Raw genomic sequence first — 26,285 nt, 5'->3', positions numbered from 1 at the left:
ATTCAAAACCAGTCATAGACGCATCAAACTCAAATGGTTTCACTAAAATATCCCCATAGAACGTACCAATTAGGGCTTTTTGAGTGAATTTCGCTGCATCAATCGCCACCATCAACAAATTTTCAGTCCCTGTTTCTCGTACAAACTCTGCCCATCGACTTCCATTTTTACCTTGAATATGGTTAAATAATGAATATGCCATCGTTTTCAACTCCTTGGTGGGGGTAGTAAATTAGAAGTTCTGTGATAGGTACTTCCATTTTACAATGAAAACGGTGGCCTTTTTCTATTTATTTGACCTATTTACTATACTAGACACCCACTATGCTAAAGTTTAAAGTGGTAAAGTAAAAGAGCCCCCTGCTTCATTGAAGTGGGGGATTCTTATTATATTTGATAAGTTAAAAAAGCATTTATGGCAAATAGAAATGTAATCACTTGCCAATAATTTTTCCAATAACCTCTAACCCAAAATTCCCCCACCTAAAATTTCAGTGTCAATTAAATATGCAGTGTGCTGTCACTTTTTCATGATTGTAATCAAATATATTTTGATAGATCCTAAAGACCTGTGGAATTACAATATAGACAAGGATATACTCATAAAATAGTAGTTTAATATCATTTTGTCATTCTTTAATTCCAGCGATTTATAGAGATTTTCAGTCTTTTTATTTTCCTCCTAAATTGTTGTTTGGATTTCCGTCTGGATTGCTTCTGATATATCCATTGACATGTGTACCATCACTTCTGTAATAGCCTTCTACGCTATGATAGCCTGGATTACCATTGACAGGTTCTTCTCCTGGTCCATATATATCACTAGCATCTAGTGGTGCTTCTTCGATACAATCGGGATTTTCATTTGGATTACACTCTACTATGTCGTTGTCGAAATTACGTTCATTTTCTTCTACATAATTTTGATAGGCTGTATGGATTCCCCAAACTATACCAGCCAATATAATTGGACCCAAAATTATACTTACCAATTCTTCGGCGTCTATTTTTTGCATTTTTAAACCTCCAATGATTTTTATCATTTCATATATAATTCGTGCGTATATCTCTACAATCAAATTATATCTCGTATTTACCGTTTTGGATGAAATAGCAACAAACTTTCCGAAAACAGCCTATTTATAAAAATGTATGTATATCCAGTTTAGGTATTATATCAGCTTGCTGGAGAAAAAAGATTCATTCATCAGCAGGTGCCATTTAGACATCCACATCACTCCGCCTCCTCGGTAGCCATTATTGGCGGCGGATCAGCTCCCCGGCCAGGGGAAATCTCTCTTGCCCATCGCGGTGTACTGTTCCTCGACGAAATAGCGGAGTTTACCAAAAAAACACTTGATATGCTGCGACAGCCGCTTGAAACCGGAGCCGTAACCATCAGCAGGGCACACTCGACCGTTACATACCCTTCATCCTTTATTCTAATTGGAGCAATGAATCCATGTCCATGTGGGTACCTTGGCTCCAACAGCCAATATTGTACCTGCTACCAAAAGCAAATTCAATCCTACCGCAATCGATTATCTGGACCAGTATATGATCGATTAGATATTCTTCTATCTCTACAATCAGTTAATTTAGACCAGCCATCCAAAAAACAAGAGCATTCATTTGATATCCAAAAAAGGGTAGAAAGGGCTCGGAAAATTCAATATCAACGCTATCAAACAGAAATAACGAATGCGAAAGTACCATTTGAGGTACTCTCCCAAACTAGCCCGCTCACAAGCTATCAACAAAAAATGCTTACAAACGTTGCTTTGAAGCAGAATTGGAGCAACCGGGTTCAAATAAAAATTATTCGTTTGGCGAGGACAATTTCCGATTTAGCAGGGGATGAGGAAATTACCGATACGGCTATTTGGGAAGCCATGACGCTAAGACGGTGTGGACTGCATAAGCAGCAGAGCATGGCAAGAGAGACTTAAGTAATAGTTGAAATTCAGGGACAGATACTCGCCAACAAAAAAGCAATAAGTATGGAATTCTATAGGGAGGATTAATCTATGAATAGAGATGAACTTCAGGAACTTGCTATAATAAGATTGAAGGATGCAAAAGTATTATTAGATCACGAATGTTATGATGGCGCCTATGATTTATCTGGTTATGTCATTGAATGTGCCCTTAAGGCTTGTATTGCAAAGCATACGAAGGAATTTGATTTTCCCGATAAGAAGTTAATCGATAAAATATATACTTATAATTTAACTCAATTGCTTAAGGTGGTCGATATTCATGTGGACGAACGGATTCAGATTAACTGGTCGATCGTTACGGAATGGTCTGAACAGGACCGCTATAAAAGGCATTTGAAGGAGGAAGCAAAAAATATTTACGAAGCAGTTGCGAATCCAAAAGAGGGGGTATTAGAGTGGTTAAAACAACATTGGTAGAAAGGGATTTTGTGGATGGTGAAATCCTATTAAGGGAATTGGATTTGGCTCACATGAAAGTTCATTCCGCGATGTGGCTTTATGATTCCGAAGTGGATTATTGGAAGTTCATTATTGCATCCGAGATTAGAGACGCTGAAGGTCCGAAGGCAGCCTATACGTTTGTATGGAATGTATTAAAGCAAATGGAGAATGCAGGGGTTTCTGTTGGATTCTCTTTAGAAAATATTTTAGTCGTTAGCCCCAATGATTCATTAATCAAAAATTTAGGCACTGTCCAAAAAACAGGGCCGAATGACATTTCCGGTATTCGCTTCTCACGAAATCGTGCAGGCAATATCTTTATTGATGATGCCTATATTTATCGAATTCAATAAAGGATTAAACCAAAACAGTAAAGTTGCCTAGCAATGGGCGCTTTTTTTTATGCACGGGCATACCGCAAATCAAGCAGGGCCGCCCGTCAAATTGCAAGATTTGCGTTATCACTAGAGGCAACTTTCGACAAACATTTTATAGAAATATGAGGAGATACCCATATTTACCGCCTTTTTCTGGGTTATTAAACAAACGGTTGATTAGACACCTGATTTAAAGGAATCAGTCAAAGTTTGTGAGATTATGCTGATTTTTTGAATAAGTGGAGATTAAATCGAAAAAACGAAGCCATTTTACCGACAATAAATTTACTAAAAACCAGCAATATGTCCGTTTTCCAAAAGGCTTAGAGGCTGTTTTAATCAAACGTTTGTTTAAATAAAAAACCTTCGGAACTTGTCGGTTAAGGTAAAAACGGCCAAAGGAATTTACCGAGCTTTGTCTACTCTTTATCAATAAATAAAATGCTAATATAGTAGGAAAAAGGGTGGTGGATTTATGAAGCGGTGTGATCGCTGGAAATTTGGGGTCAGACCCTCACTCAGCTAAAGTTTAAAGCGATAAAGTAGACCATGAGGACATTCTCACGACTTGTTTGACCAATTAAAAACTTTTTTTGATAATTATTACTTAGAATTCCTCTAGCTGCTGGTGTTGCATGTCCGAAGGTAGAAGAAAAATTAAGCTAATTCTCAAGTATTCTCCACATATTTCATTTGAGGGAAATGAAATATGGACTACTAGGCCTATTCCAAAAGTCTGGCAATCCATGGATTTTTGTCTGCCCTAAAAAGACCTTGTTTTAATTTAACAAGGTCTTTTTAGGGCCTTTTTTAAGTAGTAGGCAATAAATAAACTAGAAACGGTTAATAATTAATAGATTACAACGAATAGCCAAAGCATATGTCCGTGGCCGTTTTAAACGTAAATAAAAGATTGAGGTGCTGTGTTAATCCCGTATTCTTTTAATTCTTTAGGTTCAGGATATACTATAACATTTTTTAATTGATAAGCTATGGCCTCTTGTTTATTTTTGTAGTAATTCTGATAAAAGGCTTTGTCTATACCGGAATAGACGGAAGTTATCTTCCAAAGATTCTCAGGGGTATCTATTAATATGTTTTCTACTTCCGCTTCACCGATCACTTGGGAGACAGGTGATGTGGAATAAATGAAGATTTTCTCAGGAGGCAATTTAGCTTTTACCTTTCTAAATTCATAACGTTTTTCGCCACTAATTATCTTGTCAACGAATCGTGGATGAATTGATAATATAATTTTACTCATAATTAAATTACCTCATTATCAAAATTATATAAATATAATATTTTTACTAAACTTTGCCTCTTTTAAAATTAGATCAAAATCTTGCTCAGAAATTTTCTTAGTAGGGTAGTCATTATCTCCAAGAATATCATTTTCTAACAGGAATTGTCTAATTGGCCTTTTCTTAAAAGAATAAATATCATAAAACTTTAATATATTTACACCGTATTTATGATTAGCAAGTTTTTGTTTAATCTCTTTTTCCGTTAAAACTGTTCTCTTGGATACAATTTTTTCCACATCTTCAAAAGACTTAATATTTTTATAAGCTTCAGAAACTATCCCAAAACCTGTTAATGTAGTGGCAAATCTTGCTGCTCGTTTATCCCCTTCAGGTTTCATTCTATAGTATATAATAATATCTCCAGGTTGTGGGCTGATTCTATAATTCCCAATATAGATTTTTTGAATAGCGTTGGCGGCGGTAATCTTACTAGTAAAATCATTTGGATTTTCTTCCCTAATTATTGAGTCCGGAATTAACTTAGTATGATAAACGGAATCTATACAAAGTAAAAAATAGTTTCTGCTACTATTTTTAGCAATGTAAGGATAATTATTTAAACTTGGCTCAGCATTTAAAATAATGTTCATTTTTCGTATATAAACCTGTTCATTCGTTTTTTTGTTCTTCGTATATAAATTAAAACCGAACTCCTTCATAAAACTAATAAGTTTCTTTTGTTCTTCTCGGTTAGGAAAGATAGTAACATATATTTCTTCAACGTTATTAATAATTGCATGTTCTAAAATTATGCGAAAAAACCTTTCGCCTAAATAGTATCCATTTTGTGATATTTTGAAAGTACCCACTTTTAACCTTTTTGCAGGATCGAGTATTTTTTCAAAATGAGAATAATCTTCGTTTGGATCTTCTATTTTCATATACAAAAATGCTTGGATGCCTTCTTCATTTTTAACTACAAAAGCTTTTTCCCCACCTTTTCTTAAAAACCAATCACTAAACCCAGGATAATCTGTTTTTAGTGAGTCAAAAAAAACATCGTCCAAGTTTAATTCGGAGAACCTATATTGTTTTACACTAAGTACATCATAGGATTTTAATTGCATTTTAGTATTTCTCCTTTGATTATTTTTTTAGCTAAATCTTCAAGATTTCCTTTATCGGTTTTATGAGATAAAAGAGGTATTCCAAGTTGTGTTGAAATATTGTTAGCATGTACTTTTTCTGCTTCTTGAAAGTTATTCAAAGTGTCAACATCAAAAGATGTATTTCCATCTCTTTCTTTCAATCTTTCAACGATTATTTCCGAAGGAGTTATACACGAGATAACACAAGAAAGATTTAAGTTTTGAAACATTTCAATAGGTATGTAAGAAATTTGTTTCTCATTATCTAATAATGTAAAATGTCCATCCAATATAATAAATTTATCCTGAGAATATAGAATATTAATTCCTCTTAATAAAATATTTTGATTCTTATCAATATCTTTAACTCGCTTTTCATTGTCCCAATTTTGTTCCGCCATTTTTTTGATAATGTTACTTGCGCTATCAAATGGATAGTGAAATACTTTAGATAATTTTTGACCCAAAGTAGTCTTACCACTGCCGTGAATACCACAAATAAAAATAACTTTTGGCAATTTATTAACACCCACCTAAAACTTAATAGTTTAAAATTTAAATTACAATATTTTATATACAGCATCCAAATTTTTTCGTTTAATTCTTAAGGTCAGACCCCCGGCTAAAAATAAGCGTGCGCCTATAAAATTGTAAATAAGACATGGGGACGGTTTTTCCAGTTTTTTTAGACATTGAGAACCCCCCTTTGGTGTTTGGTGTTTTCATTTGGTGAAAAAGTATTCGGCTAATTTTTAGTCTTCGAATCTCATTTTTCTTGAATTTCCACCTTTAGCTCTTAATTTAGCATTAATGCTTTCTCCTTGAACTCCGCCACCTACTTCTCCCTCAATATTAGTGGATTCTTCAAACTTTACTTCTCTAGAAGTCAGAATTCTTTCTGTTATGGCATCTTCACGTCTTCTTTTTACTTCATTATCTTTCTTCTTTTCTCCAACAGCATCTGTAACTTCTTCATATAACTTAGTAGCGACAAATGCAGGAACCGATGAATATTTTAAACCTTTATACAATACTTTTTTTAGATCCACTATAAATCCTCACTTTCCATAGGCAATATTTATTAACAAAAATTAGTTATATTTTACCATAAATTAAATTCCGTAGGACAATTTATTCATTTAGAAATGAACTTTTTGGATATCTTGGGGTCAGACCCTCACTCAGTTAAAGTATAAAGCGGTAAAGTAGAAGAACATTTTAACTAAGAATTATAAAATCCTTCTGGTATATCTATTGAAGGAAGAGCGGGCATCCAGACATGTCTGCTTTTTCTTTTAATATTAATGGAAGAATCCGGTGTTAGTTCATTTTACGCTTACAAAAAACCGGGGAAAGCCTATGATATCCCTGAGGATCTTTACGGCCAGAATCAAAAGCTACCTCCGATTTACCCCTTTTTACCAGCAAACAATTTTGTTTGTTTCATAATAGGAGTTGTAACACCCATACATACGAATCTCCAAAGTAAGTCAATTACTCCTCTCGGTTTATTAAACTCCTTTATTTTTTATATAAATATGTTTCGAGCATCTTATACATGGTGTATACAAGGGAGTCTTTTTTTTTATCCTCTTGTATAATAGTGGAAATTTTAAATGTATAATACAATTTAATTATTCTAATATTTGGTAATATATTTCGATGGTTTAGAGGAGGTTTTTATACATATGAAGATTCGTGGATACCTTATTTAACTGGTATTAGGAGGTAAATATTCTACTGCCCTATATGGAAAGGGATTTATATCGATGATCTTGAAGGTAATAAATATATTGACGGTTCTCTAGGTGCAGTAACAGTAGGCATTGGACATGGTGTACAAGAGATTAATAATTGCGATGAGAGCCAAACACTAAAGATTGGCGCAATTGGTTCATGGCAGGAGGAGGAATATTGGATGAAAAATTACCATTGGTTGGCCTTCATTCCATTTATAGGAATGCTGGGCGGATCAATCCTTTTTAACAGAATGACCCCATATGTTCTAGGAATGCCATTTATCCTTTTCTGGATTGTATTATGGGTAGTCATAACATCGTGTATATTAGCCATTATTTTTAGATTTGATGTGGCAAATAAAGGGGGAGATGCGGAATGAATGTTGCACTAATCATGATCTTTGGATGTTTACTAATCTCCCTTTATCTTGGAATTAAGGCGAGAAAAGGAAAAAATATGAATCTAGAAGAGTGGGCAGTTGGGGGAAGGGGATTCGGTACAATTTTCACCTTTTTTCTGGGAGCCGGCGAAAGCTTTACAACCTTTACCTTTCTTGGCGCAAGTGGGTGGGCGTATTCTAAGGGGGCACCTTCGTATTACATTCTTGCTTATTTATCCCTTGCGTATATTCTAGCCTATTTTATACTTCCAAAAATTTGGCAGTACGGAAAAAAGCATAATCTAGTTTCACATCCTGACTTATTTGTTTCTAAGTATAAAAGTAAATCCTTGGGTGTTCTCGTAGCTTTAATCGGGATGCTGCCAACTATTGCGTATATTGTCCTTCAGTTTAAAGGGTTGGGCATTATTGTTTCTACAACCTCATATGGAATGATCTCTCCAGATTTGGCGATTTGGATTAGCGTTATTTCCGTGACAATCTATGTGATGATTTCAGGTATACATGGATCGGCATGGACAGCTGTTATGAAGGACATTTTAGTCTTATCTCTGGTTGTTTTTATCGGAATTTATATGCCTTTTCATTACTATGGGGGTATTCATCCCATGTTTCAAGCTGTTTCAGAAGCGAAGCCAGACTTTTTCACTTTTCCTGAAAAAGGGTTAAATCTTACCTGGTATATTTCAACCGTTTTTTTAACTGTTATTGGCTATTATATGTTTCCTCATACATTTGGTCCAATTTACTCAGCAAAGAGCGGAAATGCTCTACGCAGAAATGCTGTCATTACACCATTGTACACGCTGATGCTCCTGTTTATTCTCTTTGTCGGGTTCACCGCCGTGTTGCAAATTCCAGGGTTAGAAGGTGCTGCCGGCGATCTAGCTTTACTGCAACTTGTTACTAAAACATTTGATCCGTGGTTTGTCGGACTAATCGGGGCCGCAGGATTATTAACAGCTTTAGTCCCGGGTTCCGTCCTATTGATGACGGGTGCAACAATCCTTACGAAAAATGTATATAAAGTATTTTTTCCATCTACAACGGATGAACAATTATTAAGAAAGACCAAGTTATTGGTCCCGATATTATCGGCAATTGGTTTATATTTTGCTTTAGAGAAGGGGAATTCACTTGTCACACTTTCCCTAATGGCTTTTAATTTAGCTACACAGTTTTTCCCGCCATTGGTTGCCAGTTTCTTTAAAAATAGTGTTGTAACCAAGCATGGTGCATTTACTGGAATTATCGTCGGTGTAGGTATTGTTGCATACGTTACCATCACCAAAACATCAATGGCTACACTATTTCCGTTCATGCCGTTATACATTCAGGATTTAAATATCGGATTTATTGCATTGGTGATTAATGCTATTTCAATGGTAATCGTGAGTATGATATCTCAAGCAGTGGTAGCTGTGAAGGATAAATCACAGACGATTTGATTTTTAAATAGGTGTAAAAGGGATATTGGCGGTTTGTTGCTAGGATGACGTTGAGTATCGGGCATTTTGTTTCTATGGTGACCGACAGACTATGGAAGTTTTGTATAGCCTATATAAAACGAAAATTGACCAATCCGAATTAGGGTTGGTCAATTTTCGTTTTACTAATTAGTTTTTGCGTTTCTGGTTGTTCCACAATATCCCATTATTTGATCTAACTGCAGCTGAACGAACCAACAATCAAAATTGGGCTACAATTATGATTTGTAGTCCAGCTTTATAAAAAATGTATATAAAGTATTATTTAGGCGCGTAAAACAATTTCTTTGTCGTTCTTATTCATGTCCATAATGAGGGAAGCGTCTTTTCTTTTTAAATGTGGTTGGCCAGGAACAGCATTTAGCCCAAGTTCATTTAGCATTTCAAGAACCTTTTCCTGCATATTTTTCTTTTCATTTTGTTCCTTCAAATAAAACACCTCCAATGTAACTCTATTATATCATGAAGTCATTCCGCTTTTAACTAAGCCTTTGCGGAATTTATTAATAATATCGTTGAAATGCTTGTTCTCTAAATAGGGGTCCCAATCCTCATCGGTATTGATTGTAATAAGAAAAAGGAATTTTTCTCCGCGTTCTGATTTTACAATATACGTCATGTACCTTCTAAGTGATTTTGAATCATCGTCACCTGTGTACCCAAAGGAAAAAAATGGACTGCCATTTAAAATTTCGTAATTTATAATGGACCTTATGATTCCAAGTCGCTTTTTGCGATTTAGGGCTTTCATATACTCATCTTTTAGCAGATGATTTCGTGAAGTAACGGAGAACCTTTTTTCTAAATGTGATAAAGCTAATTGTGAAAGGGAAAGTGTCAATGCATCTGTATCCGTTAATTCATCAATTTGTTTTTTTTCTATACTTACCTTGCTATCTTTAAGAAAATCATTTAGATTGTCAAGTTTTTCATGCTTCATGGCATCGATGATTGCTTTTTTAAACTTTATTAAATCGATTTTATTAAACTTATAATAAGATTGGACCATGGCGTTAATATCCTCATGTTCTCTTACAATACCATCTTCATAATTTATTTTAAATATAATCTTGAGTGGTGAAGTCTTGGTTACGCTATAGTCGTATCTTTGTATACCAACAACGTATTCATTATCTTTGAGGAATATATTCATGTATTCCCTTAAACTTTTGTTCCTTTCAAAACGACTTAATTCATTATAGTGTTTCCATAATTGTTTTGTTTCACTTTTTATATCCCTCTCCAAAATTTTAATTTCGTCATCTTTTTGGTCAATATGAAGGAAAAGAAAAACAATACCGATAATTAAAAGCCAAGAAACAATGCTATAAATTACCATAGCAGTCTTCAAATGTTCCTCGGGAATTTTTAATAATAGAATTGTTATTGCTGTTCCTGCAATTGTAATGATCACTGATAAGAAAACAACTAACCTACCGGAATTGAACATAACTTAATAACCCCATTTTTTTCTGTTTTCCCATTATTTTCGACATAATCTTAAAATATCCTCTTTAATTTAGGACCAGGGGGCGGTTCTGATGGCTTTTTTTGTCGATGAAATGAATTAAATAGACCAGTAGAACCGTCCCTGTGGCACTTAAAAAGTAGGAATTTTCTATATAAAGAACAAATATAATTCTTTGTACTGAGGGAGAGGGGGAAAGGTGGAATAGCCATTATATTATTCTATGGGAGGGAATCCATTGAAAAAACTGAAAAATTTTATGGGACTTTCAGCACTAGCCGCATCCACAGCCATCTTATTATTGCCAGGCGGAGTATTTGCCCAAACGGGTGATATAAAGGAATTCGCATATACAGGCGGCAAGCAGGTGTACACTGTTCCAGATGGAGTAACGAGAGTCAAGATTGAGGCCTACGGAGCAGCCGGTGGGAATAACGAGCATCCTGGTGGTCTTGGAGGGTATGCTGGAGGAGATCTCACAGTAACACCGGGAGAGCAGCTTTATATTTTTGCTGGAGGTAAAGGTGCAGATTGTGCATGGGGTGGAAGCGGCGGCGGATATAACGGCGGCGGTAATGCAGGGATATACAATTGTAGTGGCGGAGGAGGCGGCGGTACCGACGTTCGTGTTGGAGGAGAAGGGATTGGAGACCGCATTCTTGTCGCTGGAGGCGGAGGAGGTGGCGGACAGTCCTCTCCAGGAGGAGCGGGCGGTATGGATTATGGGGGTAATACGCTAAGCGGGTTATATCAAGGGCGAGCAAATCCTTCTGACGGAGGCGGAGGAGGCGGTGGATACTATGGCGGAAGTTTCGGTTACTTTCCAGGTAACCCGACTGTTGTATATTACGGGGATTTAGGGGGATTTGGCGGAACTTCTTATACCGGTGGTGTTGAAAATGGTGAAACAAAAAATGGAGTGAGGACGGGTAACGGTGAAGTAGACATCACGATTTTAAAGCAAGACGTGGATCCGCCTGTTACAACGGCTACACTAACTTCTGATTCACCGGTAACAAATGACTGGTATTCATCGCCCGTTATATTGACATTATCCGCAAAAGATGAAGGAGCCGATGTGGCCAAAACAGAGTATAAAATCAATGACGGGGATTGGATTGCATATAATGCCCCAGTCACTTTCAATGAAGACGGGAAGTATAGCGTGGAGTACCGCAGTATAGATACATTAGGAAATACGGAGCAACCGAAAACGGAAACGATACAGATTGATCAAACAGCCCCAACCATTAGCGTCTCTTTAGATAAAACAGAACTGTGGGCACCCAATCATAAATTGGTAACCGTAAACGCAAATGTTGAGGCAGATGATTCTCTTTCTGGCGTCGCGAAAACAGAACTTGTTTCGATTACAAGCAGCGATTCCAATACAGCAGCGGATGATATTCAAAACGCTAATTTTGGCACATTTGACAAATCTTTTGACCTAAGAGCGGAGCGTTCTGGGAAAGCAAAAGAAGGAAAAGTGTATACGATCACTTATCAAGTAACGGATGTTGCGGGTCATGTTTCAAAACAATCCGCATCCGTAACGGTTCCACACGATCAAGGAAAATAAATGGATTTGGAATGGCTGAGTGGGGGAATGCCCCCACTCATGCAGTAGATTGGCCACTGATATAATGAAGATACCATTAAAGGCTGCTTCGCCATTGTCTATTACACGAGCTTAACTGGTTTTCGTTCTAAAAAAAGATCACCTCCCTGGCTATCACCCCCTCATAAAACATCCAGCTATAGCCGGAAAACTCTTGAATTCTTTCTTCATGTCTCGAAACGAAATGACACCATTTCCTCTAGTAAGCTCCAAATCTAGCGAATATTCATGACAGTTCAATGGGGTTTTATGAAATGTTTTAATATAGAATTTGATGACCTCTTCCTGACTGCTCGCATAGATAAAGGCAAAAGCTCTCTGGTTCATCTTCAGGGAGTAGATGCCCACCCTATGAAAACCTAATACATTAGTTTGAATCATTTCCGCTACTTTGTGTTGATCCGCATGGTTTAAATCGATTTTGGAAGAGTCGTCCCCTAATGATATTTTCCCTTCAGCGAGTAAATGGTAAATGTAATGGGCCAATGAGGATTCCTCATAAAGTAAACAATCTTGGTATAGATCCTTCACAAGCAAGTAACAACACCTCGTTATTCCATTCTATTTACAGCTGTAGGACTGCGTTTAAAAGGCCTAAAGATAGGCTATTCAAGGGTAAGACTCGGTTCCTTCTGATCCTCAATCCTTCCTGTATGCTCGTTATAATTCACCCTGATAGTTCCAACCGGACCATTTCGGTTTTTCGAGACAATGATTTCAAGGGAATGGTCCTCGATTTCCTTGTCATAATACGCTTCCCGGTACAAGAACAAAATGACATCGGCATCCTGTTCCACACTGCCCGATTCCCGAATATCCGACATCATCGGCCGTTTATCGGCTCTTGATTCCACCGATCGATTGAGCTGCGCCAAACAAATGACGGGGCAATCAAAATCCTTCGACATCGTCTTCAGAGCTTTGGATATTTCCGTTACCTGCAAGTGGGCATTCCCGCCGTAAAATTGAATGGAATGGATCAGGGTTAAGTAATCTATAAAAAGGATTGGTTTCTTATAGGGAAATTGATGCATCAGCTTTCTCGTTTTCGCTCTCATTTCGGCAATGGTTTGTCCAGCTCCGTCAAATATTTGCATATGGGTTTCCGTGAGGTCCCCAATCACATCCGACCATTTATTCTTTTGAGTTGGCGTAAGCATTCTTTTCGGATCTCGCATCTTTGCACGATTAAAGCCGCCAGTAGAAGCAATTAATCGGGAGGTGATCTGCTTTTCAGGCATTTCTAAGGAAAAGACGAGGGGCAGAAATCCTGCCCAACCTGTCATTTTTGCAAAATGAAGCATCACGTCAGTTTTACCCATCGAGGGTCTTGCCGCTACAATCGTTACTTCCCCGTTTTGAAAGCCTCCTGTCACTTCGTCGAGCTTTTTGATTCCTGTGGTGGCAGTTTTCAAGGCAGCCTGATCCTCCCAGGGGGCCTCATAGACATTGGCCAATGCCTGTTGTAAGGAAGTATGATCTTCCGTCTTCATTTGATTAATTTTATCCAATTCCGCAATCACTTTCGCAATCTCCCAATCATTGATGGCGGCAACGCTCAAGATATTTCGCTTTTCCCGCTCCTTCCATAGCTCAAGAATAAGCTTCTCCGTCCCGCCAAATTTCTCCACATCAGCGTACGATAACAGCTCTGAGAGGTAGGATATTCCACCGAATGTTTCGAGGTCAGGTTGGGTGGTGAAGGTGACCAAATCAATATTCTTACCAGCTTGTTTTAACTCGGTCATTCTTCGCATTATTTCTTGATGCCTTATACTTTCCAGCTGTTCCGGTTGAATTACGGTATCTTTGAGTAAGTACTCCGCCTTCATTAGGCTTCCTAGGAACGCTTTTTCGGCAATATTCATGACACCTCACCCGCTGTAAGGTCGAGTGTAAATTCACTTGGAATCGCTCTTCCGGCAGGAGGCGATCCGCTTAATGGTTTAGACTTAAGTACAGGTTTTTGGTTTTCATAATAAGAGTCAATTTCTTCTATGGTCTGTAAAGATTGATTTTCCCAGTTTTTGAGAATCCCGACTATATAGTTTAGTCTTCGCTTGTTATTGGCACAGGCGATATTCATGGCTTTTAAAATCATTTCTTTTGGCTGTAAAAAGCTAGAATCATCTAGCCAAGATAATAGCTGTTCTTTTGCATTCATGTTTGTAAGCCCAAATCCATTCGTGTCCCAAAACTCTATAATTTCTTTCACATCTTCTGTTGTTTGGGGATTTTCTATGTCTAGGTAAAAGGCTTTTTGTTGTTTTTCTTTTTCATTTTCTTTTTGTTTTTCTTTTTGTCCACGTATCGTATGACGACACGGGAACGAATCGTCCCTTTCTATATTTTCCCGCTTATATGTATCTTTTTTATCTTGTTCTCTTTCTTCGTTATCGAAAAACCTCTCTTCTTGTTTATAAAAAGGTTCATAGAGGCTGCGAAAGTACTGTTTACGAATGGGTTCCGCAACATAACGGATGAGTGAATGGTCCTCAACCCTTTTTAATTCGGAAAGAATACAATCCACGACTGGTTTCCCGCCCTTATCCAGGTTATCTTTCCCCCAGTTTTGAATCGCAAGTTCCCTCGTTTCAAAATTGTACCGAATCAACTTGTAATGGAGGATGAAGCGCTCTAATAACAAATGAACATTCTCAATCGAATAGTCCATATCAAAAGCCATTTGTTTTTCCGTAACTTTATAGATTCCAATTTGAGTCGTATGGTGATTCGTAAGCAGATAGAGGTAAAAATATCTTTCCTCCGGGGTCATCTCTTCTGAAACGATGGGAGTCTTCCAAAATTCAGTTTGTACTATTCTATATTTTGCCATTATCTATCATTACCTTTCTTCATTAGGATGATCATGGGGGCGGTTCTTGCGGTCTTTTTGGGCCCATGAGAACCGCCCATGGGGAATTTTTAGTTACTCCGCTTTTCTTGTTTTTTCCGACCAAGCTCCATCCGTTTCTTCTTCGGCTCTAGCACAAAACAAAGAGGATCTCTTGCAATCCCACAAGTAATCCTTCGAAACTGTTCCGCCGTCTGCAGCTTTGTGTTAAAGGCAGACAGCCTGCAGGGAACAATCAGCATATGTCCGTTCTTAAATTCAACTTTTGTTTTGTTGAAATAGCTGCTTGTCCGCAGGATCTGGTCCGGGTTCAACCAGATGGAATCCTCATTGTTGATTGACTTCGTTGGGAACACGACAATTCTCAGAATCGGATTCACCATGATGGGACACATATAGGAGTCCCCCATGATCCATTTGGATGTTTCCAAGGCGCCTTTTAAATTAAAACCAATGCATCGAATGCTGTCATTGAGAATTTGGACAGGGGACTTGTCGACAAGGATGATTCCATCTGTTTGGGTTACCTTTGAACAAAGCCACGCGTTCCGGTCGACATGGCCTTCCATGTACATGAAAGACGGCTTAATGATATGGAATTTTTCCATAAACGTTCTACAACTCCTTCATTTATTTAAAGAAAGCATTACAAACAAAGAGTGAGAGCTGTTCCATTTAAGCGGTTACAAAAGTATGGAATTATAGTTGGCAAATGGTTTCATTGCCTGAGGATTGAACACTAACATTTTGGGGTTGAATGATGGGGTGCCGAGGCTGAATGTTAAAGAAACTCTGGAATATCCAATTCTCTTAAACGGTTTGATTTGTTCCCATTCGCCAAGATAGAGGGGCGGCAAAGGATAGTTGCACGGTTAAATAAGAGCCGCCCCGTTGAAGATTAGGTATTTATTTCTTCCAGGTCAATTATTTCGCGAATATCATTGACGTTAAAGACGTCGGCAATCCGCAAAATATGTGGTAAATGAATATTTTGCGCTTTTTGATTCATTAATTTACTTAAAGTAGGACGAGGAATATCCGTTAATCTGGACATTTCTCTTATGGATACATCATGTTTCTGTACAATGTTTTGTAATTTGACAGTCACTTTCTTTTCCATCACTGTGCCTCCACCCTTTGTATTCTCTCTCTAGTTCAAAAGTAACATAAAAAATTTTTCCGAGTGGAATGCGTTCATATCCCACTTGGAAGTTTTCATACAGTTGTTCAGGATTTTGTCAAATTTTGCGGTGTCTTCCTTCGACAACTTTCTTATTCAGTTGAATAGAGAAAGCCAGTTATAGGAAGGGGTGTTAGCTAATTTAATCAAACGATTGATGAGTTAACGCATTTGTCGAAACAACTCTAAGATTGTAAGAATTGGTTGGGTATCATATATTAGCTTAAATCGTTTTAATCGTTGTCTTTTCTAAATGGCTTTCTAGCTTCCAGAGCCTGGTCAGCCATTTCGCCGAGTTTATTGAATAGTAAAGAGGGCTTTACCCCTAGGTTTTCAGCCAATGTACAGGTTAAATCATAGGTTGGTACAGCTTTATCATTTTCAAGTGCACTTATATGCTTCCGGCTTTTCCCGCATAAATGGGCAAGTTCATCTGAGGATAGTCGTTTTATTCTCCTTAATCTTGCTAATAATTCTCCAAAGGTTTCATTCGGTCTCAAAAGAATTTCTCCTTTTTAGACCATTACATAATTTGTATAGGGATCACTCCACGTACTGGAGGTTACAAAGTTTTACCTAAGGAAACATTGTTGAGTGAATATTATTTTTCTTCCATTTTACCCAAGGTTTCGACAACTTTTTTGCGTTTTATCATAAAGAAAACTATAAATTAGAGGGGTTTTCTCGATTTTTAATCAAACGTTTGTGTAGAAGCCCAGTTTGTCGAAATCGGCACAATTTTAAAACCGAAATTCATTTTTGATAGGTTAGGAGATGAATCGGAAAAATGGAACAGATTTTTTCGACCATAAACTTCAGGGGAAACTGGACAATGTTCGTTTTTAAACAAACGTGGAATAGATCTATCGGGCGTTACGAATTAATCGGGGTGAACCGTATCATAAGTAAATGAGGTTTTTTAAGTCCAGAAGGAAATTACTAACAATAATAAAAGCTAGCCTGGTTATATTACTCAGAGCTGGCTTTTATTGTTGTCAATAAAAAAGTAAGTACTTCGACGATTTCTGATCCATTTATGGGGGTGATACGCACCTGTCATGAAAGTTCCTTTACCATTTCATAAAGTTTTTCAGGTTTTAAAAAAGATGATATAGATTTTTCAGTCTGAAGGGTAAGAGCAGCACCAGCAAGTCCTAATTGGCAAGCACTAACCAGTGATTCTTCGTTCATGATTCCATATATGGCACATGAAGCAAATGCCTCACCAGCCCCTGTGTCATCAACAACATCCGATTTGAATGGAGGCAGATGCCCAGATTCCTCAGTTGAGAAATAATAAGCCCCCTGATCCCCAAGTGTGATAATAACGTTTTGAACGCCACGCTTTCTAATTCTTTCACAAGCTGTTTGACAATCCTTGATCGAGTCGATATTTATGCCAGAAAGTATCTCTGCTTCTTTCCGGTTAGGAACCAGCAGTTTTACACCGTCAAGATGAGAAGGAAGTTTTCGTGCCTTGGCTGAAGATACAGGATCAATGTAAATCGGGATATTTACATCGCTGCAGCGTTTAATGATATAACTGATACATTCCTCAGGAATATTTGTATCCAAAAAAACAGCAGTTGAAGCAGTAATAAAGGACCATTTTTCCTCAAACATGGAAGTTGTTAATTTTTCGTATATATTCATATCGGCCATTGAGACGGTACTTTCACCAGTAATATCCAATAAGGTCGTATAGGTCCCTGTCCGTTCTGTTGGTAACACCCATACTTGGCTAACATCTACTCCTTGGCTTTTCGTTTCCTTCAATATCCAGTTACCTTCTTTATCATCTCCAACACAAGTCATAAGAGAAGTGCTAAGCCCTAGCCGGCTTAAGTTTTCCGCAAAGTTGCGTGCTACACCTCCACAAGCTTCAGAAATTTTAACTGGATTGGATGAATATAACTGCACCTTTTGATTTGTTCGTGCTTTTCGGTCTGTGTTTGCTCCTCCGATACATACGATCGCCGATTCTTCGCGGAGAATATAGCCACGGCCTTTGATTTCACCTCGTTTCGTCAAGCTGGCAATATAATTTGCAACCGCAGGTCGTGATAGTCCCACTTTACTTGATAATTCTTGCTGCGAAATGAAAGGATTCATTTTTATGTGTTGTAAAATTTGAGTCTCTTTATCCATGAAATAACCTCACTCCTCAATAAACAATAGTTTTATTAATAAACAAATGTTTGCTAACCGCTTAATTATATACTATACTTTTGAAAGGTAATCTTATTGATTTTCATAATAATAGTCAATTCATTATAACCAAAAAATAGATTGCTAAAAAGTTGATCTGTGCTCAATATTGCGGGTGTAATTTTTGGTCTGAGAAATAATTAAAAATATTGGAGGAATTAGAATATGAATATGTATCTGTACCCTCTCTTGGTCATTATGGCTGCTAGTAGTTATGGTGTAGTTTCAACAATTATAAAATTAGCAATGGGTAGTGGTTTTTCTGCTTCAGAAGCTGTTACAAGTCAATTTTTTATTGGCTTTTGCATCGCTGTAAGTATTTTTCTCCTAACAAACAGAACAAAAATAAGCTTTGAGGGAGTTAAAATGCTTATCTTTGCAGGTGTTTTAACGGGGTTGACAAATATTGTATATGGCCATTCTTTGAACTATTTACCAGCTTCTTTAGCAGTTGTTCTTCTATTTCAATTTACATGGATTGGTATGCTGATTTCCTGTATATCAAAACGCCAGCTTCCCACTCGGATTGAATTTATTTCTTTACTATTATTGGTTTCGGGAACCATACCGGCAGCCGGTTTGCTTGATGTTGATTTATCTAAAATACCTTTTCAAGGGTGGATATGGGGGTTAGCGGCAGCCCTTTGTTATTCACTATTTTTATTTGTTAATGGCCGGGCAACTTCAAGTATGAATACCTCGGGTCGTTTAATGTTTGTTTCTTTCTTTGCTTTTATGACGTCTGCTGCATTTCAATCACCAGAAATTATTTGGAATGGTACTTTATTTAACGAAGGACTTTGGATTTATGGTTTGGCATTAGGGTTATTTGGCATGATTATTCCCGTATTCTTATTTACTATTGCCGTTCCTAAAGTTGGATTAGGCATGACATCCATTTTAAGTGCTATTGAATTGCCAATCGCGGTGATGGTGTCAGTTATATTACTAAGTGAAACAGTTACTGCGATGCAGATAGCAGGGATCGTAATCATCCTCCTCGGTATAGGCTTACCAACAATGTTAACAAGTAATTTATTGTTAATTAAAAATAAGGTTGCAAAACAAAGGACAAAAAATAAATCTTACTTGGTTGGTGAATTTAAAAAACACATTAGTTGATCCTTTCAATTCAGTTATACGAAATGTAGTTCACACTTGCTAGATGTGACTTTCGAATATTGGAATAAAATATGCTATTAGTTGAGGATTTTATTATTGTGACGATAAAAAACAATAGGAAATCCTTTTTTTTATTAAATTCTATTGACAATCCAATATGAAAGCGTATACTAAACGTATGTTTAACAAACAAACATTTGTTATATAAACAATTGTTTGTTATGAATTGAGGTGTAAACATGACAAATGATATGAATGAAAATGAAGAATTAATATTAGGCAAGATTAAGGAAAATCCATTTATTTCTCAACAGGAGTTATCAGATCTTGTAGGAATATCAAAGTCGTCAATTGCTAACATAATTTCTGAACTAATCAAGAAAGAGTATGTTATGGGCAAGGCCTATGTCTTAAATGAAACAAACCCTATTATTTGCATAGGTGGAGCTAATGTCGACAGGAAATTCTATGCGAAATATGAAATTACGAATGAAACGTCTAATCCAGTAAAATCCTCTAGTTCGGTTGGAGGAGTTGCAAGAAATATTGCTGAAAACTTAGGAAGATTAGGTGAGGAAGTTTTCCTAATTTCAGCAAGTGGTAAAGATACAGCATGGGAAGAGATTTACAATTTATCGTCACCTTTTATGAATTTAGAGCATGTCACTCAATTTGAAAATTCAGCAACAGGTTCCTATACAGCCGTTTTGGATAAGAATGGCGATTTATCCATTGCATTAGCAGATATGGATGTTTATGAAAATATTACTCCTGAGTTGATGATAAAAAAAAGTAATTTTCTTAGAAGAGCTAAATGTATCGTCGTGGATTTGAATTGTCCAAGCGAAACGATTGATTATATTTGTTCTTTTACATCCAAATATAATATTCCATTAGTAGTGATCCCTGTTTCGTCTCCAAAAATGAACAGGCTTCCAAAAACATTAAGTGCAGTGACTTGGCTCATTGTAAATAAAGATGAAACAGAAACCTTTATGAATATTAAAATCAATGATGAGAAGGATTGGGGAAATTCAGTTAAGAAGTGGCTGGAGATAGGTGTAAAAAATGTAATTGTAACGAATGGAGCCAAAGGTGTAATGGCAGGAGTTGAAAATGGCGAGATTCAACATTTTCCAGCGATTGAAACACCAATGGTTGTTGATGTTACAGGTGCAGGAGATTCATTTTGTTCAGGAGTTATTTATTCCTGGTTACAAAAGAAAGACCCTGATTACATTATTAAATCAGGTTTGGTCAATTCCCATAAAACCATTATGTCAAAGTATACAGTTAGACAAGAATTATCACAAAAACAATTTATCATCGATATGGAGGCAATTTAAATGAAAAACTATATTGAATTATCTGCAGAGGTACAACAAGCAAAAGCTGAAGGAAAAGCAATCGTTGCATTAGAATCTACGATTATCTCTCACGGTATGCCTTATCCGCAAAACGTAAAAATGGCTCGTGAAGTTGAACAAATTGTTCGCGATAACGGTGCTGTTCCAGCAACAATTGCCATTATTGACGGGAAAATTAAAATTGGATTAACAGATGATGAATTGGAATTATTCGGAAAAAGTTCAGGTGTTGCGAAAGTATCGAGACGTGATTTAGCTCATATTATTGCAACCAAAAGACTTGGTGCTACAACTGTTGCTTCAACAATGATTTGTGCTGATTTGGCAGACATCAAAATCTTTGTAACCGGTGGTATTGGCGGTGTCCATAAAGGCGCTGAAACAACAATGGATATTTCAGCTGACCTTGAGGAATTAGCGCAAACGGATGTAGCAGTAGTTTGTGCAGGGGCAAAATCAATTCTGGATTTAGCACTTACACTTGAATACCTTGAAACAAAAGGGGTTCCCGTGATTGGCTTTGAAACTGAGGTCTTGCCTGCATTCTACACAAGAAAAAGTGAACATAAATTAAATATCTCTACTGATTCCATCGATGCAATTGCTGAAACATTAAAGACGAAATGGGAATTAAACCTTAAGGGTGGGGCAGTAATCGCGAACCCGATTCCTGAACAACATGCGATGGACGAAGAATATATCAATGGAATTATCGACCAAGCAATTAAAGAAGCGGAAGAAAATCATATTATCGGTAAAGATAGTACTCCATTCTTGCTAGGAAAAATTAAAGAATTAACTGGCGGCAAAAGCCTTGAAGCCAACATTGAATTAGTAAAACATAATGCTAAAGTAGGAACCGAGCTTGCTGTTAGTTTCAACAACAAAACAAAATAATACCAAACTGAATTCGCAGATAGGATCAACTCAACTTCTATAGAGTTAATTTTGACTTTATAGAAGTAGTTTTTTAAAAATATATGAAAACGCTAACAAATATAAGGAGAGGCTGAATATGAATGTTATTTTCTTACTAACAGGACTTTTACTTGCTTTTGTTCTTGCTTTTTTATTCAGTAATAATAGAAAAAAAATAAAATATAAACGTATTCTGATTATGTTAGCTATACAAATCATTTTAGTCTACTTCATGATGAATACTAGTATTGGTCTAGTAGTGATTACGAAAGTGGGCGTTTTTTTTGAAGATTTATTGAAAATTGCTGATGCAGGAGTTCAATTTGTATTTGGTGGTTTATTAAATGAAGGTAAATTTTCGTTTTTCCTTGGAGTATTATTGCCTCTTGTTTTCATGTCAGTTTTAATTGGAATCCTTAATTATATAAAGGTACTGCCATTCATAATCAAATATATCGGTTTAATTTTAAGTAAAATAACTGGAATGGGGAAATTAGAAAGCTATTTTGCTGTATCTACATCTGTACTTGGACAACCAGAAGTGTTTTTAACCATTATCAAACAAATACCCCATTTAACTCCAAAGCGGCTTTACACAATTTGTACTTCAGCTATGAGTGCAATTAGTATGGCGATGGTTGGGTCATATATGAAAATGTTAGAGCCAAAATATGTTGTAACAGCTGTTGTATTAAATATTTTTAGTGCACTAATTATTGCGAATATTATTAATCCATATGATTTAGACGATAATGAGGATATTATTCAAATTGAAGCAAAAGAAAGACTTCCTTTTTTCCAAATGGTTGGAGAAAGCATAATGGATGGATTTAAAATTGCGATTATCGTTGGTGCTATGCTATTAGGATTTATTTCTTTGATGGAATTGATTAATGTGATTTTTTTAGGTGCCTTTCATATTTCTTTCCAAACAATTATTGGTTATATTTTTGCACCAGTCGCTTTCTTAATGGGTGTTCCATGGGCAGAAGCAGTAAAAGCAGGTGGAATTATGGCGACAAAACTAATTACGAATGAATTTGTGGCAATGTTGAAGTTTGGTGAAATTTCAAAACATCTTTCCCATAGAACAATTGCGATTGTATCCGTTTACTTAGTTAGTTTTGCAAATTTTGGAACTGTTGGTATTGTTTCTGGTTCAATCAAATCAATTAGTGAAAAACAAGGGGATTATATTTCAAAAGTTGCATTAAAACTATTGCTAGGTGCAACATTAGCTTCAGTCATTTCAGGAACAATTATGGGATTAGTAATTTAATATTATTATAGAGGTGAAATAGAATGAATACGAGAAAAATTATTATGGATTGTGATCCAGGACATGATGACGCCATTTCGATTATTTTAGCCGCTGCACGGCCAGAATTAGAGATTTTAGCCATTACAACAGTTTCTGGAAATGCAGAAATTGAAAAAACGACGATGAATGCATTAAAAGTTTGTGATTTAGTTTCGTTAACGGATGTGGTTGTTTCAAAAGGCGCAAGTGAGCCATTGATTCGCTTACGTGAAACTGCACCTGGTATTCATGGAGAATCTGGTTTGGATGGCCCGGAGCTGCCGGAACCTTCTCGCAGCTGGAGTGAGGAACACGGTTCTGATACCATTATTCGACTTATAAAAGAATCAAACGAACCTATTACCATTCTTCCAACAGGACCATTAACAAATATTGCATTAGCTTTATCAAAAGCACCGGAAATAAAGGACAATATCAAAGAGATTGTTCTTATGGGTGGAGGAACATTTGGCAACTGGACGCCAACTGCTGAATTTAATATTTGGGCTGATCCAGAAGCCGCAAAAAAAGTATTTGATAGTGGCATTCCTTTAGTAGTTATGGGATTGGATATCACCCATCAAGCTCTAGCGACAAAAAAAGTGATCGATCAAGTAAATAAAATTGACAACAAAGTCGCTAAAATTGTAGGTGAATTATTAGTGTTTTTCGCATCAACCTATAAAGAAATGTTTGATTTTGATGGCGCGCCAGTACACGATGTATTAACTGTAGCATATTGTGTTGCTCCAGAGTTGTTTAAGACGAAAGAGGTAAATATTACAGTTGAAACAAAGGGAGAATTTACTGCAGGGACAACCTTAGTTGATCTGCTTGGAGTTACAGGTAGAAAAGTTAATGCCAAGTTTGGTTTAGAACTTGATGTAGAAGGTTTTTGGAAATTAATGATTGAAGCACTTAAGAAATATTAAGGACGAATAGAAATGAGTTCAGACATTGTTGTTGTAGGCAGTTTAAACATGGATATGGTAGTTAAAATTAATCGAAAACCTGAGTGGGGAGAAACCTTACTTGGCAGTGATTTATTTATGAGTCCTGGAGGAAAAGGCGGAAACCGGGCATATGCGGCAGGAAAGACCATGGGGACGGTTCTCGCGGCTTTTTTGGACCATGAGAACCGTCCCCGTGGTTATTTAGATTCATTTGTTAATTGACTTGATAATAGATAGGCAACTAAAATGTATCTTTTGGGTGCATCTCCGATAAAGTTGAATGGATAGCAGGTTGTAACCGTTAGCGTAGCTACCGGTTTCGGGACGATAACCGTCCGATCATCTTTATCAACGATTCTTACCTTTTTTATCTTATAGGTAAACTTGCCCGCTGAAGTAGTAACAACAAGCAGGTCGCCTTTTCCAACCTGTCCCAGCCTCCGAAAAACGGTAATCCGGTGCCCTGATAACACGGAATTATCATTTTCCCCAGGGAGAACACTTTGCGCATAATGCCCAACTCCCTTTGATAATTCATCTTCATCTGAACCTTCAAAAATAGGTAATTCAGCTTTAAGCTTAGGAATGTATAATTCCCCAAATTGTTCATCTTTTTTCGGACGAACGGTGTATAATTCTTGAGACATGGCCACTTGTTTGTTTTGGACTTCAGGCTTTTTAGATGAGTTAGAAGTGGCTGAAACTGTGTCCGGTTTATGCATTTTGTACATAAAATATCCCAGTAAGAACTTATAGCCATTTGTGGTTGAAATGGCTAAACCTGTTGCAATCATTAGAATCGAAACAATTAGGGTTATTTTTGTCTTTTTTCTTTTCATCCTAAGCTGCCTTTCTTCTAAAGGTAAAATAAAGACCGGCCCCTCCTAAAATCAAGAGCATTCCAATGAGAACATTCTGAACATAATTTCCAGCAGTATTCGGAAGCTCACCGCCTTTTACAGTTTTCATCACAGGGTGAAGAACTGCCTTTTTCCCTTTTACAATATGCTTTGCGATTGGCTTTGCTTTCACAACCTCTTTCACTTTGTCAGTTGTAGTACTTAAATCTTTGCCAACTTGTTTAACGGTATCAGAGTCCACCATTTCTCCTGTGATAAGTAGGTCCGCTAAAAAGTTTCCGTCCAAGTCTGAAATGGTTACTTTCAATTTTGCATCGACCAGTTCTTCCATTTTTAATAGATCTAGTATAGTTAAAGGTGTTTCATTTTCCCCTTTTACAAGAACGTAATCTATCTTTAATTCCAGTATCGTAATAAACTCTTGATAAATGGACAAAAGTTCCTGGATCTGGTCGGCAGTTAACTGATCTATCGTTTGAAATTGTTGAAAAGCTTCCATTCTTTGTGCCAATTTGTCCATTTGATCGAGGGCTTCAGGTGTGGATAGTTTCTCCTCTAATCCTTTTAAATGGTTCGTTAAATTTGTTAATTCTTGATCTGTAAGTCCAAATTCATCCTGGAACATAGTTAACAGTTCTTTAATGGAATCCGGGTCCAGTTCATTTCCTGATCGGCTGTCATCCGGATTTAAATAAAAGTAGACCGCCTCATCAAGATCGTCTACAAATACATAGTCGTTGAGGTCTTCACCGTTTTCTTTTAATAGGGAAGTGAGTTGTTCAATGGATAAACCGTAATCATCCTTCATATAGGCTAAATTACTATAATCCGATTTGATTACTTCACCAAGAAATTCCTTTAAACCATCGGGACCGTTAACGGTTTTAAAATTCCCCAACGTTTCATCATAATTACTGAGTGACATCTCAATGTCATCTTTTGATACTGTAAAACCGCGGATCTCGCTGATTTCATTCAAATAGGTTTCTAAATCAGCATCAAAATCGGAGTTTTCGGCTGCAAATGTCAGCTTGGGTATGAATCCTAACAATAAAACGAATGAAATGACAATCCTAGCAATTTTCCCCACACTTCTTCCTCATTTCTACATTTCTAGTTGATATTCTTCCAATAAATTATACTTTTAGAATCACCTTATGTAATGATTAATTTCTTTTTTTGAAATAATTAGGAAGAAATGCACATTAGAAAAAGGGGATTGATGGAAGTCCCTGGTACTTTTTTTGTGATAATTGTTAAATATTATCTTGGGGTCAGCGTATAATGGCAATTAAGTCAAGAGTAAATATTTTATAAAAAAGGCCAAACTTAAGTAGAACCCCAATATCCATTTTTTTGAAGATTCAACCATCACAGAACTATATAACAGGGCTCCTCTAGAACGTGAAAGGATCTCGTGTTTTCATCCTACAGTGATACCACCTAGCAAATATAAACTTTGAATTTCACGTATTATCCGTATTTGCAGGACAAGATCCATAACGCTGACCCACGAGGTCTAAAGCCTCAGACACCCAATACAATGTGATCTAACGCCCTAGAGGAGCCCCATTTTCATTAAAAATAAATACTTAAT

The 26,285-nt window shown here is 36.7% G+C and carries 27 protein-coding genes and 2 pseudogenes; 12 read left to right on the top strand and 17 right to left on the bottom strand.

Going from position 1 to position 26,285, the window contains the following annotated elements:
- Positions 1-202 (bottom strand): annotated as a pseudogene (locus M028_RS0112875) (IS110 family transposase); the annotation flags it as partial.
- A gap of 469 nt (positions 203-671) precedes the next feature.
- A complete protein-coding gene (locus tag M028_RS31505; protein WP_051591032.1) occupies positions 672-1,016 on the bottom strand; it encodes a hypothetical protein in 345 nt (114 codons plus the stop codon).
- A 156-nt stretch (positions 1,017-1,172) separates the two neighbouring features.
- Here M028_RS31505 and M028_RS29960 point away from each other — a divergent pair.
- From M028_RS29960 to M028_RS0112855, 3 genes and pseudogenes are all read left to right on the top strand, one after another.
- Positions 1,173-1,949: pseudogene (locus tag M028_RS29960) on the top strand (ATP-binding protein); the annotation flags it as partial.
- 78 nt (positions 1,950-2,027) lie between these two features.
- The gene (locus M028_RS0112860) at positions 2,028-2,417 is read left to right on the top strand and encodes a HEPN domain-containing protein (RefSeq protein ID WP_026574246.1); all 390 of its coding nucleotides are present in this window, start codon (positions 2,028-2,030) and stop codon (positions 2,415-2,417) included.
- On the top strand, positions 2,396-2,794 hold the full coding sequence (locus M028_RS0112855; protein WP_026574245.1) for a hypothetical protein: 399 nt from the start codon (positions 2,396-2,398) through the stop codon (positions 2,792-2,794). Before M028_RS0112860 ends, M028_RS0112855 begins: the two co-directional genes overlap by 22 nt.
- A 919-nt stretch (positions 2,795-3,713) precedes the next feature.
- Here M028_RS0112855 and M028_RS0112850 read toward each other — a convergent pair.
- The 4 genes from M028_RS0112850 to M028_RS0112835 form a co-directional block, all read right to left on the bottom strand.
- Positions 3,714-4,082: an ASCH domain-containing protein gene (locus M028_RS0112850; RefSeq protein ID WP_026574244.1), complete on the bottom strand. Its 369-nt coding sequence runs from the start codon at positions 4,080-4,082 to the stop codon at positions 3,714-3,716.
- A gap of 24 nt (positions 4,083-4,106) precedes the next feature.
- Positions 4,107-5,192, bottom strand: coding sequence for a hypothetical protein (locus M028_RS29955; protein ID WP_051591031.1), 1,086 nt, complete (start codon positions 5,190-5,192; stop codon positions 4,107-4,109).
- A complete protein-coding gene (locus tag M028_RS31500; RefSeq protein WP_051591030.1) occupies positions 5,183-5,731 on the bottom strand; it encodes an ATP-binding protein in 549 nt (182 codons plus the stop codon). The genes M028_RS29955 and M028_RS31500 overlap by 10 nt, the downstream gene beginning before the upstream one ends.
- A 234-nt stretch (positions 5,732-5,965) precedes the next feature.
- A complete protein-coding gene (locus M028_RS0112835; protein WP_026574243.1) occupies positions 5,966-6,262 on the bottom strand; it encodes a hypothetical protein in 297 nt (98 codons plus the stop codon).
- An 869-nt stretch (positions 6,263-7,131) separates the two neighbouring features.
- Between M028_RS0112835 and M028_RS0112830 the strand changes: the two genes are divergently transcribed.
- Together M028_RS0112830 and M028_RS0112825 are read left to right on the top strand one after the other, a co-directional pair.
- Positions 7,132-7,332 (top strand): DUF3311 domain-containing protein, encoded by a 201-nt coding sequence (locus tag M028_RS0112830; protein ID WP_026574242.1) that lies wholly within the window; start codon positions 7,132-7,134, stop codon positions 7,330-7,332.
- Positions 7,329-8,801, top strand: a complete 1,473-nt coding sequence (locus M028_RS0112825; protein WP_026574241.1) for a sodium:solute symporter family protein — start codon at positions 7,329-7,331, stop codon at positions 8,799-8,801. Before M028_RS0112830 ends, M028_RS0112825 begins: the two co-directional genes overlap by 4 nt.
- A gap of 304 nt (positions 8,802-9,105) precedes the next feature.
- Here M028_RS0112825 and M028_RS32810 read toward each other — a convergent pair whose 3' ends face one another.
- Positions 9,106-9,270 (bottom strand): hypothetical protein, encoded by a 165-nt coding sequence (locus tag M028_RS32810; protein WP_155925596.1) that lies wholly within the window; start codon positions 9,268-9,270, stop codon positions 9,106-9,108.
- A 30-nt stretch (positions 9,271-9,300) separates the two neighbouring features.
- A complete protein-coding gene (locus tag M028_RS0112815; RefSeq protein WP_026574240.1) occupies positions 9,301-10,290 on the bottom strand; it encodes a hypothetical protein in 990 nt (329 codons plus the stop codon).
- A gap of 256 nt (positions 10,291-10,546) precedes the next feature.
- On the opposite strand from M028_RS0112815, the gene M028_RS31495 reads away from it, so the two are divergent.
- Positions 10,547-11,887 (top strand): OmpL47-type beta-barrel domain-containing protein, encoded by a 1,341-nt coding sequence (locus tag M028_RS31495; protein ID WP_269320935.1) that lies wholly within the window; start codon positions 10,547-10,549, stop codon positions 11,885-11,887.
- A 153-nt stretch (positions 11,888-12,040) separates the two neighbouring features.
- Here the strand turns inward: M028_RS31495 and M028_RS0112805 are convergent, their stop codons facing one another.
- The 7 genes from M028_RS0112805 to M028_RS0112775 all read right to left on the bottom strand — a co-directional run bounded on the left by M028_RS0112805 (position 12,041) and on the right by M028_RS0112775 (position 18,108).
- Positions 12,041-12,412, bottom strand: coding sequence for a hypothetical protein (locus M028_RS0112805; protein WP_231510812.1), 372 nt, complete (start codon positions 12,410-12,412; stop codon positions 12,041-12,043).
- A gap of 119 nt (positions 12,413-12,531) precedes the next feature.
- A complete protein-coding gene (locus M028_RS0112800) occupies positions 12,532-13,794 on the bottom strand; it encodes a replicative DNA helicase (protein WP_026574238.1) in 1,263 nt (420 codons plus the stop codon).
- On the bottom strand, positions 13,791-14,762 hold the full coding sequence (locus M028_RS29940; protein ID WP_231510811.1) for a DnaD domain-containing protein: 972 nt from the start codon (positions 14,760-14,762) through the stop codon (positions 13,791-13,793). The genes M028_RS0112800 and M028_RS29940 overlap by 4 nt, the downstream gene beginning before the upstream one ends.
- Before the next feature lie 89 nt (positions 14,763-14,851).
- Positions 14,852-15,388, bottom strand: a complete 537-nt coding sequence (locus tag M028_RS31490; protein ID WP_051591028.1) for a competence protein ComK — start codon at positions 15,386-15,388, stop codon at positions 14,852-14,854.
- Positions 15,389-15,678: 290 nt separating this feature from the next.
- The gene (locus M028_RS0112785) at positions 15,679-15,900 is read right to left on the bottom strand and encodes a helix-turn-helix domain-containing protein (RefSeq protein ID WP_026574237.1); all 222 of its coding nucleotides are present in this window, start codon (positions 15,898-15,900) and stop codon (positions 15,679-15,681) included.
- Positions 15,901-16,193: 293 nt separating this feature from the next.
- The gene (locus M028_RS29930; RefSeq protein WP_035424126.1) at positions 16,194-16,460 is read right to left on the bottom strand and encodes a helix-turn-helix domain-containing protein; all 267 of its coding nucleotides are present in this window, start codon (positions 16,458-16,460) and stop codon (positions 16,194-16,196) included.
- A gap of 556 nt (positions 16,461-17,016) precedes the next feature.
- Complete coding sequence (locus M028_RS0112775; protein WP_026574236.1) at positions 17,017-18,108, bottom strand: carbohydrate kinase family protein; 1,092 nt, start codon at positions 18,106-18,108, stop codon at positions 17,017-17,019.
- 231 nt (positions 18,109-18,339) lie between these two features.
- On the opposite strand from M028_RS0112775, the gene M028_RS29925 reads away from it, so the two are divergent.
- The 6 genes from M028_RS29925 to M028_RS0112745 all read left to right on the top strand — a co-directional run bounded on the left by M028_RS29925 (position 18,340) and on the right by M028_RS0112745 (position 24,050).
- Positions 18,340-19,290 carry an EamA family transporter gene (locus M028_RS29925; protein WP_051591033.1) on the top strand — a complete coding sequence of 317 codons (951 nt, stop codon included), beginning with the start codon at positions 18,340-18,342 and terminating at the stop codon, positions 19,288-19,290.
- Positions 19,291-19,541: 251 nt separating this feature from the next.
- On the top strand, positions 19,542-20,636 hold the full coding sequence (locus tag M028_RS0112765) for a carbohydrate kinase (protein ID WP_026574235.1): 1,095 nt from the start codon (positions 19,542-19,544) through the stop codon (positions 20,634-20,636).
- Positions 20,637-21,554, top strand: coding sequence for a pseudouridine-5'-phosphate glycosidase (locus M028_RS0112760; RefSeq protein WP_026574234.1), 918 nt, complete (start codon positions 20,637-20,639; stop codon positions 21,552-21,554). It abuts the gene before it with no gap.
- Between the two features lie 118 nt (positions 21,555-21,672).
- Positions 21,673-22,854: a NupC/NupG family nucleoside CNT transporter gene (locus M028_RS0112755; protein ID WP_026574233.1), complete on the top strand. Its 1,182-nt coding sequence runs from the start codon at positions 21,673-21,675 to the stop codon at positions 22,852-22,854.
- Between the two features lie 23 nt (positions 22,855-22,877).
- Positions 22,878-23,807, top strand: coding sequence for a nucleoside hydrolase (locus M028_RS0112750; RefSeq protein WP_026574232.1), 930 nt, complete (start codon positions 22,878-22,880; stop codon positions 23,805-23,807).
- A gap of 12 nt (positions 23,808-23,819) precedes the next feature.
- Positions 23,820-24,050, top strand: a complete 231-nt coding sequence (locus M028_RS0112745) for a hypothetical protein (protein ID WP_026574231.1) — start codon at positions 23,820-23,822, stop codon at positions 24,048-24,050.
- Here M028_RS0112745 and M028_RS0112740 read toward each other — a convergent pair.
- Positions 24,026-24,667, bottom strand: coding sequence for a class D sortase (locus tag M028_RS0112740; protein WP_026574230.1), 642 nt, complete (start codon positions 24,665-24,667; stop codon positions 24,026-24,028). The genes M028_RS0112745 and M028_RS0112740 overlap by 25 nt on opposite strands.
- 1 nt (position 24,668) lies before the next feature.
- On the bottom strand, positions 24,669-25,778 hold the full coding sequence (locus M028_RS0112735; RefSeq protein WP_026574229.1) for a processed acidic surface protein: 1,110 nt from the start codon (positions 25,776-25,778) through the stop codon (positions 24,669-24,671).
- Positions 25,779-26,285 lie beyond the last annotated feature (507 nt).

Origin of the sequence: Bacillus sp. UNC438CL73TsuS30 (genome assembly GCF_000482325.1) — a bacterium.
Taxonomy (GTDB): domain Bacteria; phylum Bacillota; class Bacilli; order Bacillales; family Cytobacillaceae; genus Neobacillus.
This window is presented reverse-complemented; position numbering and strand designations above follow the sequence as displayed.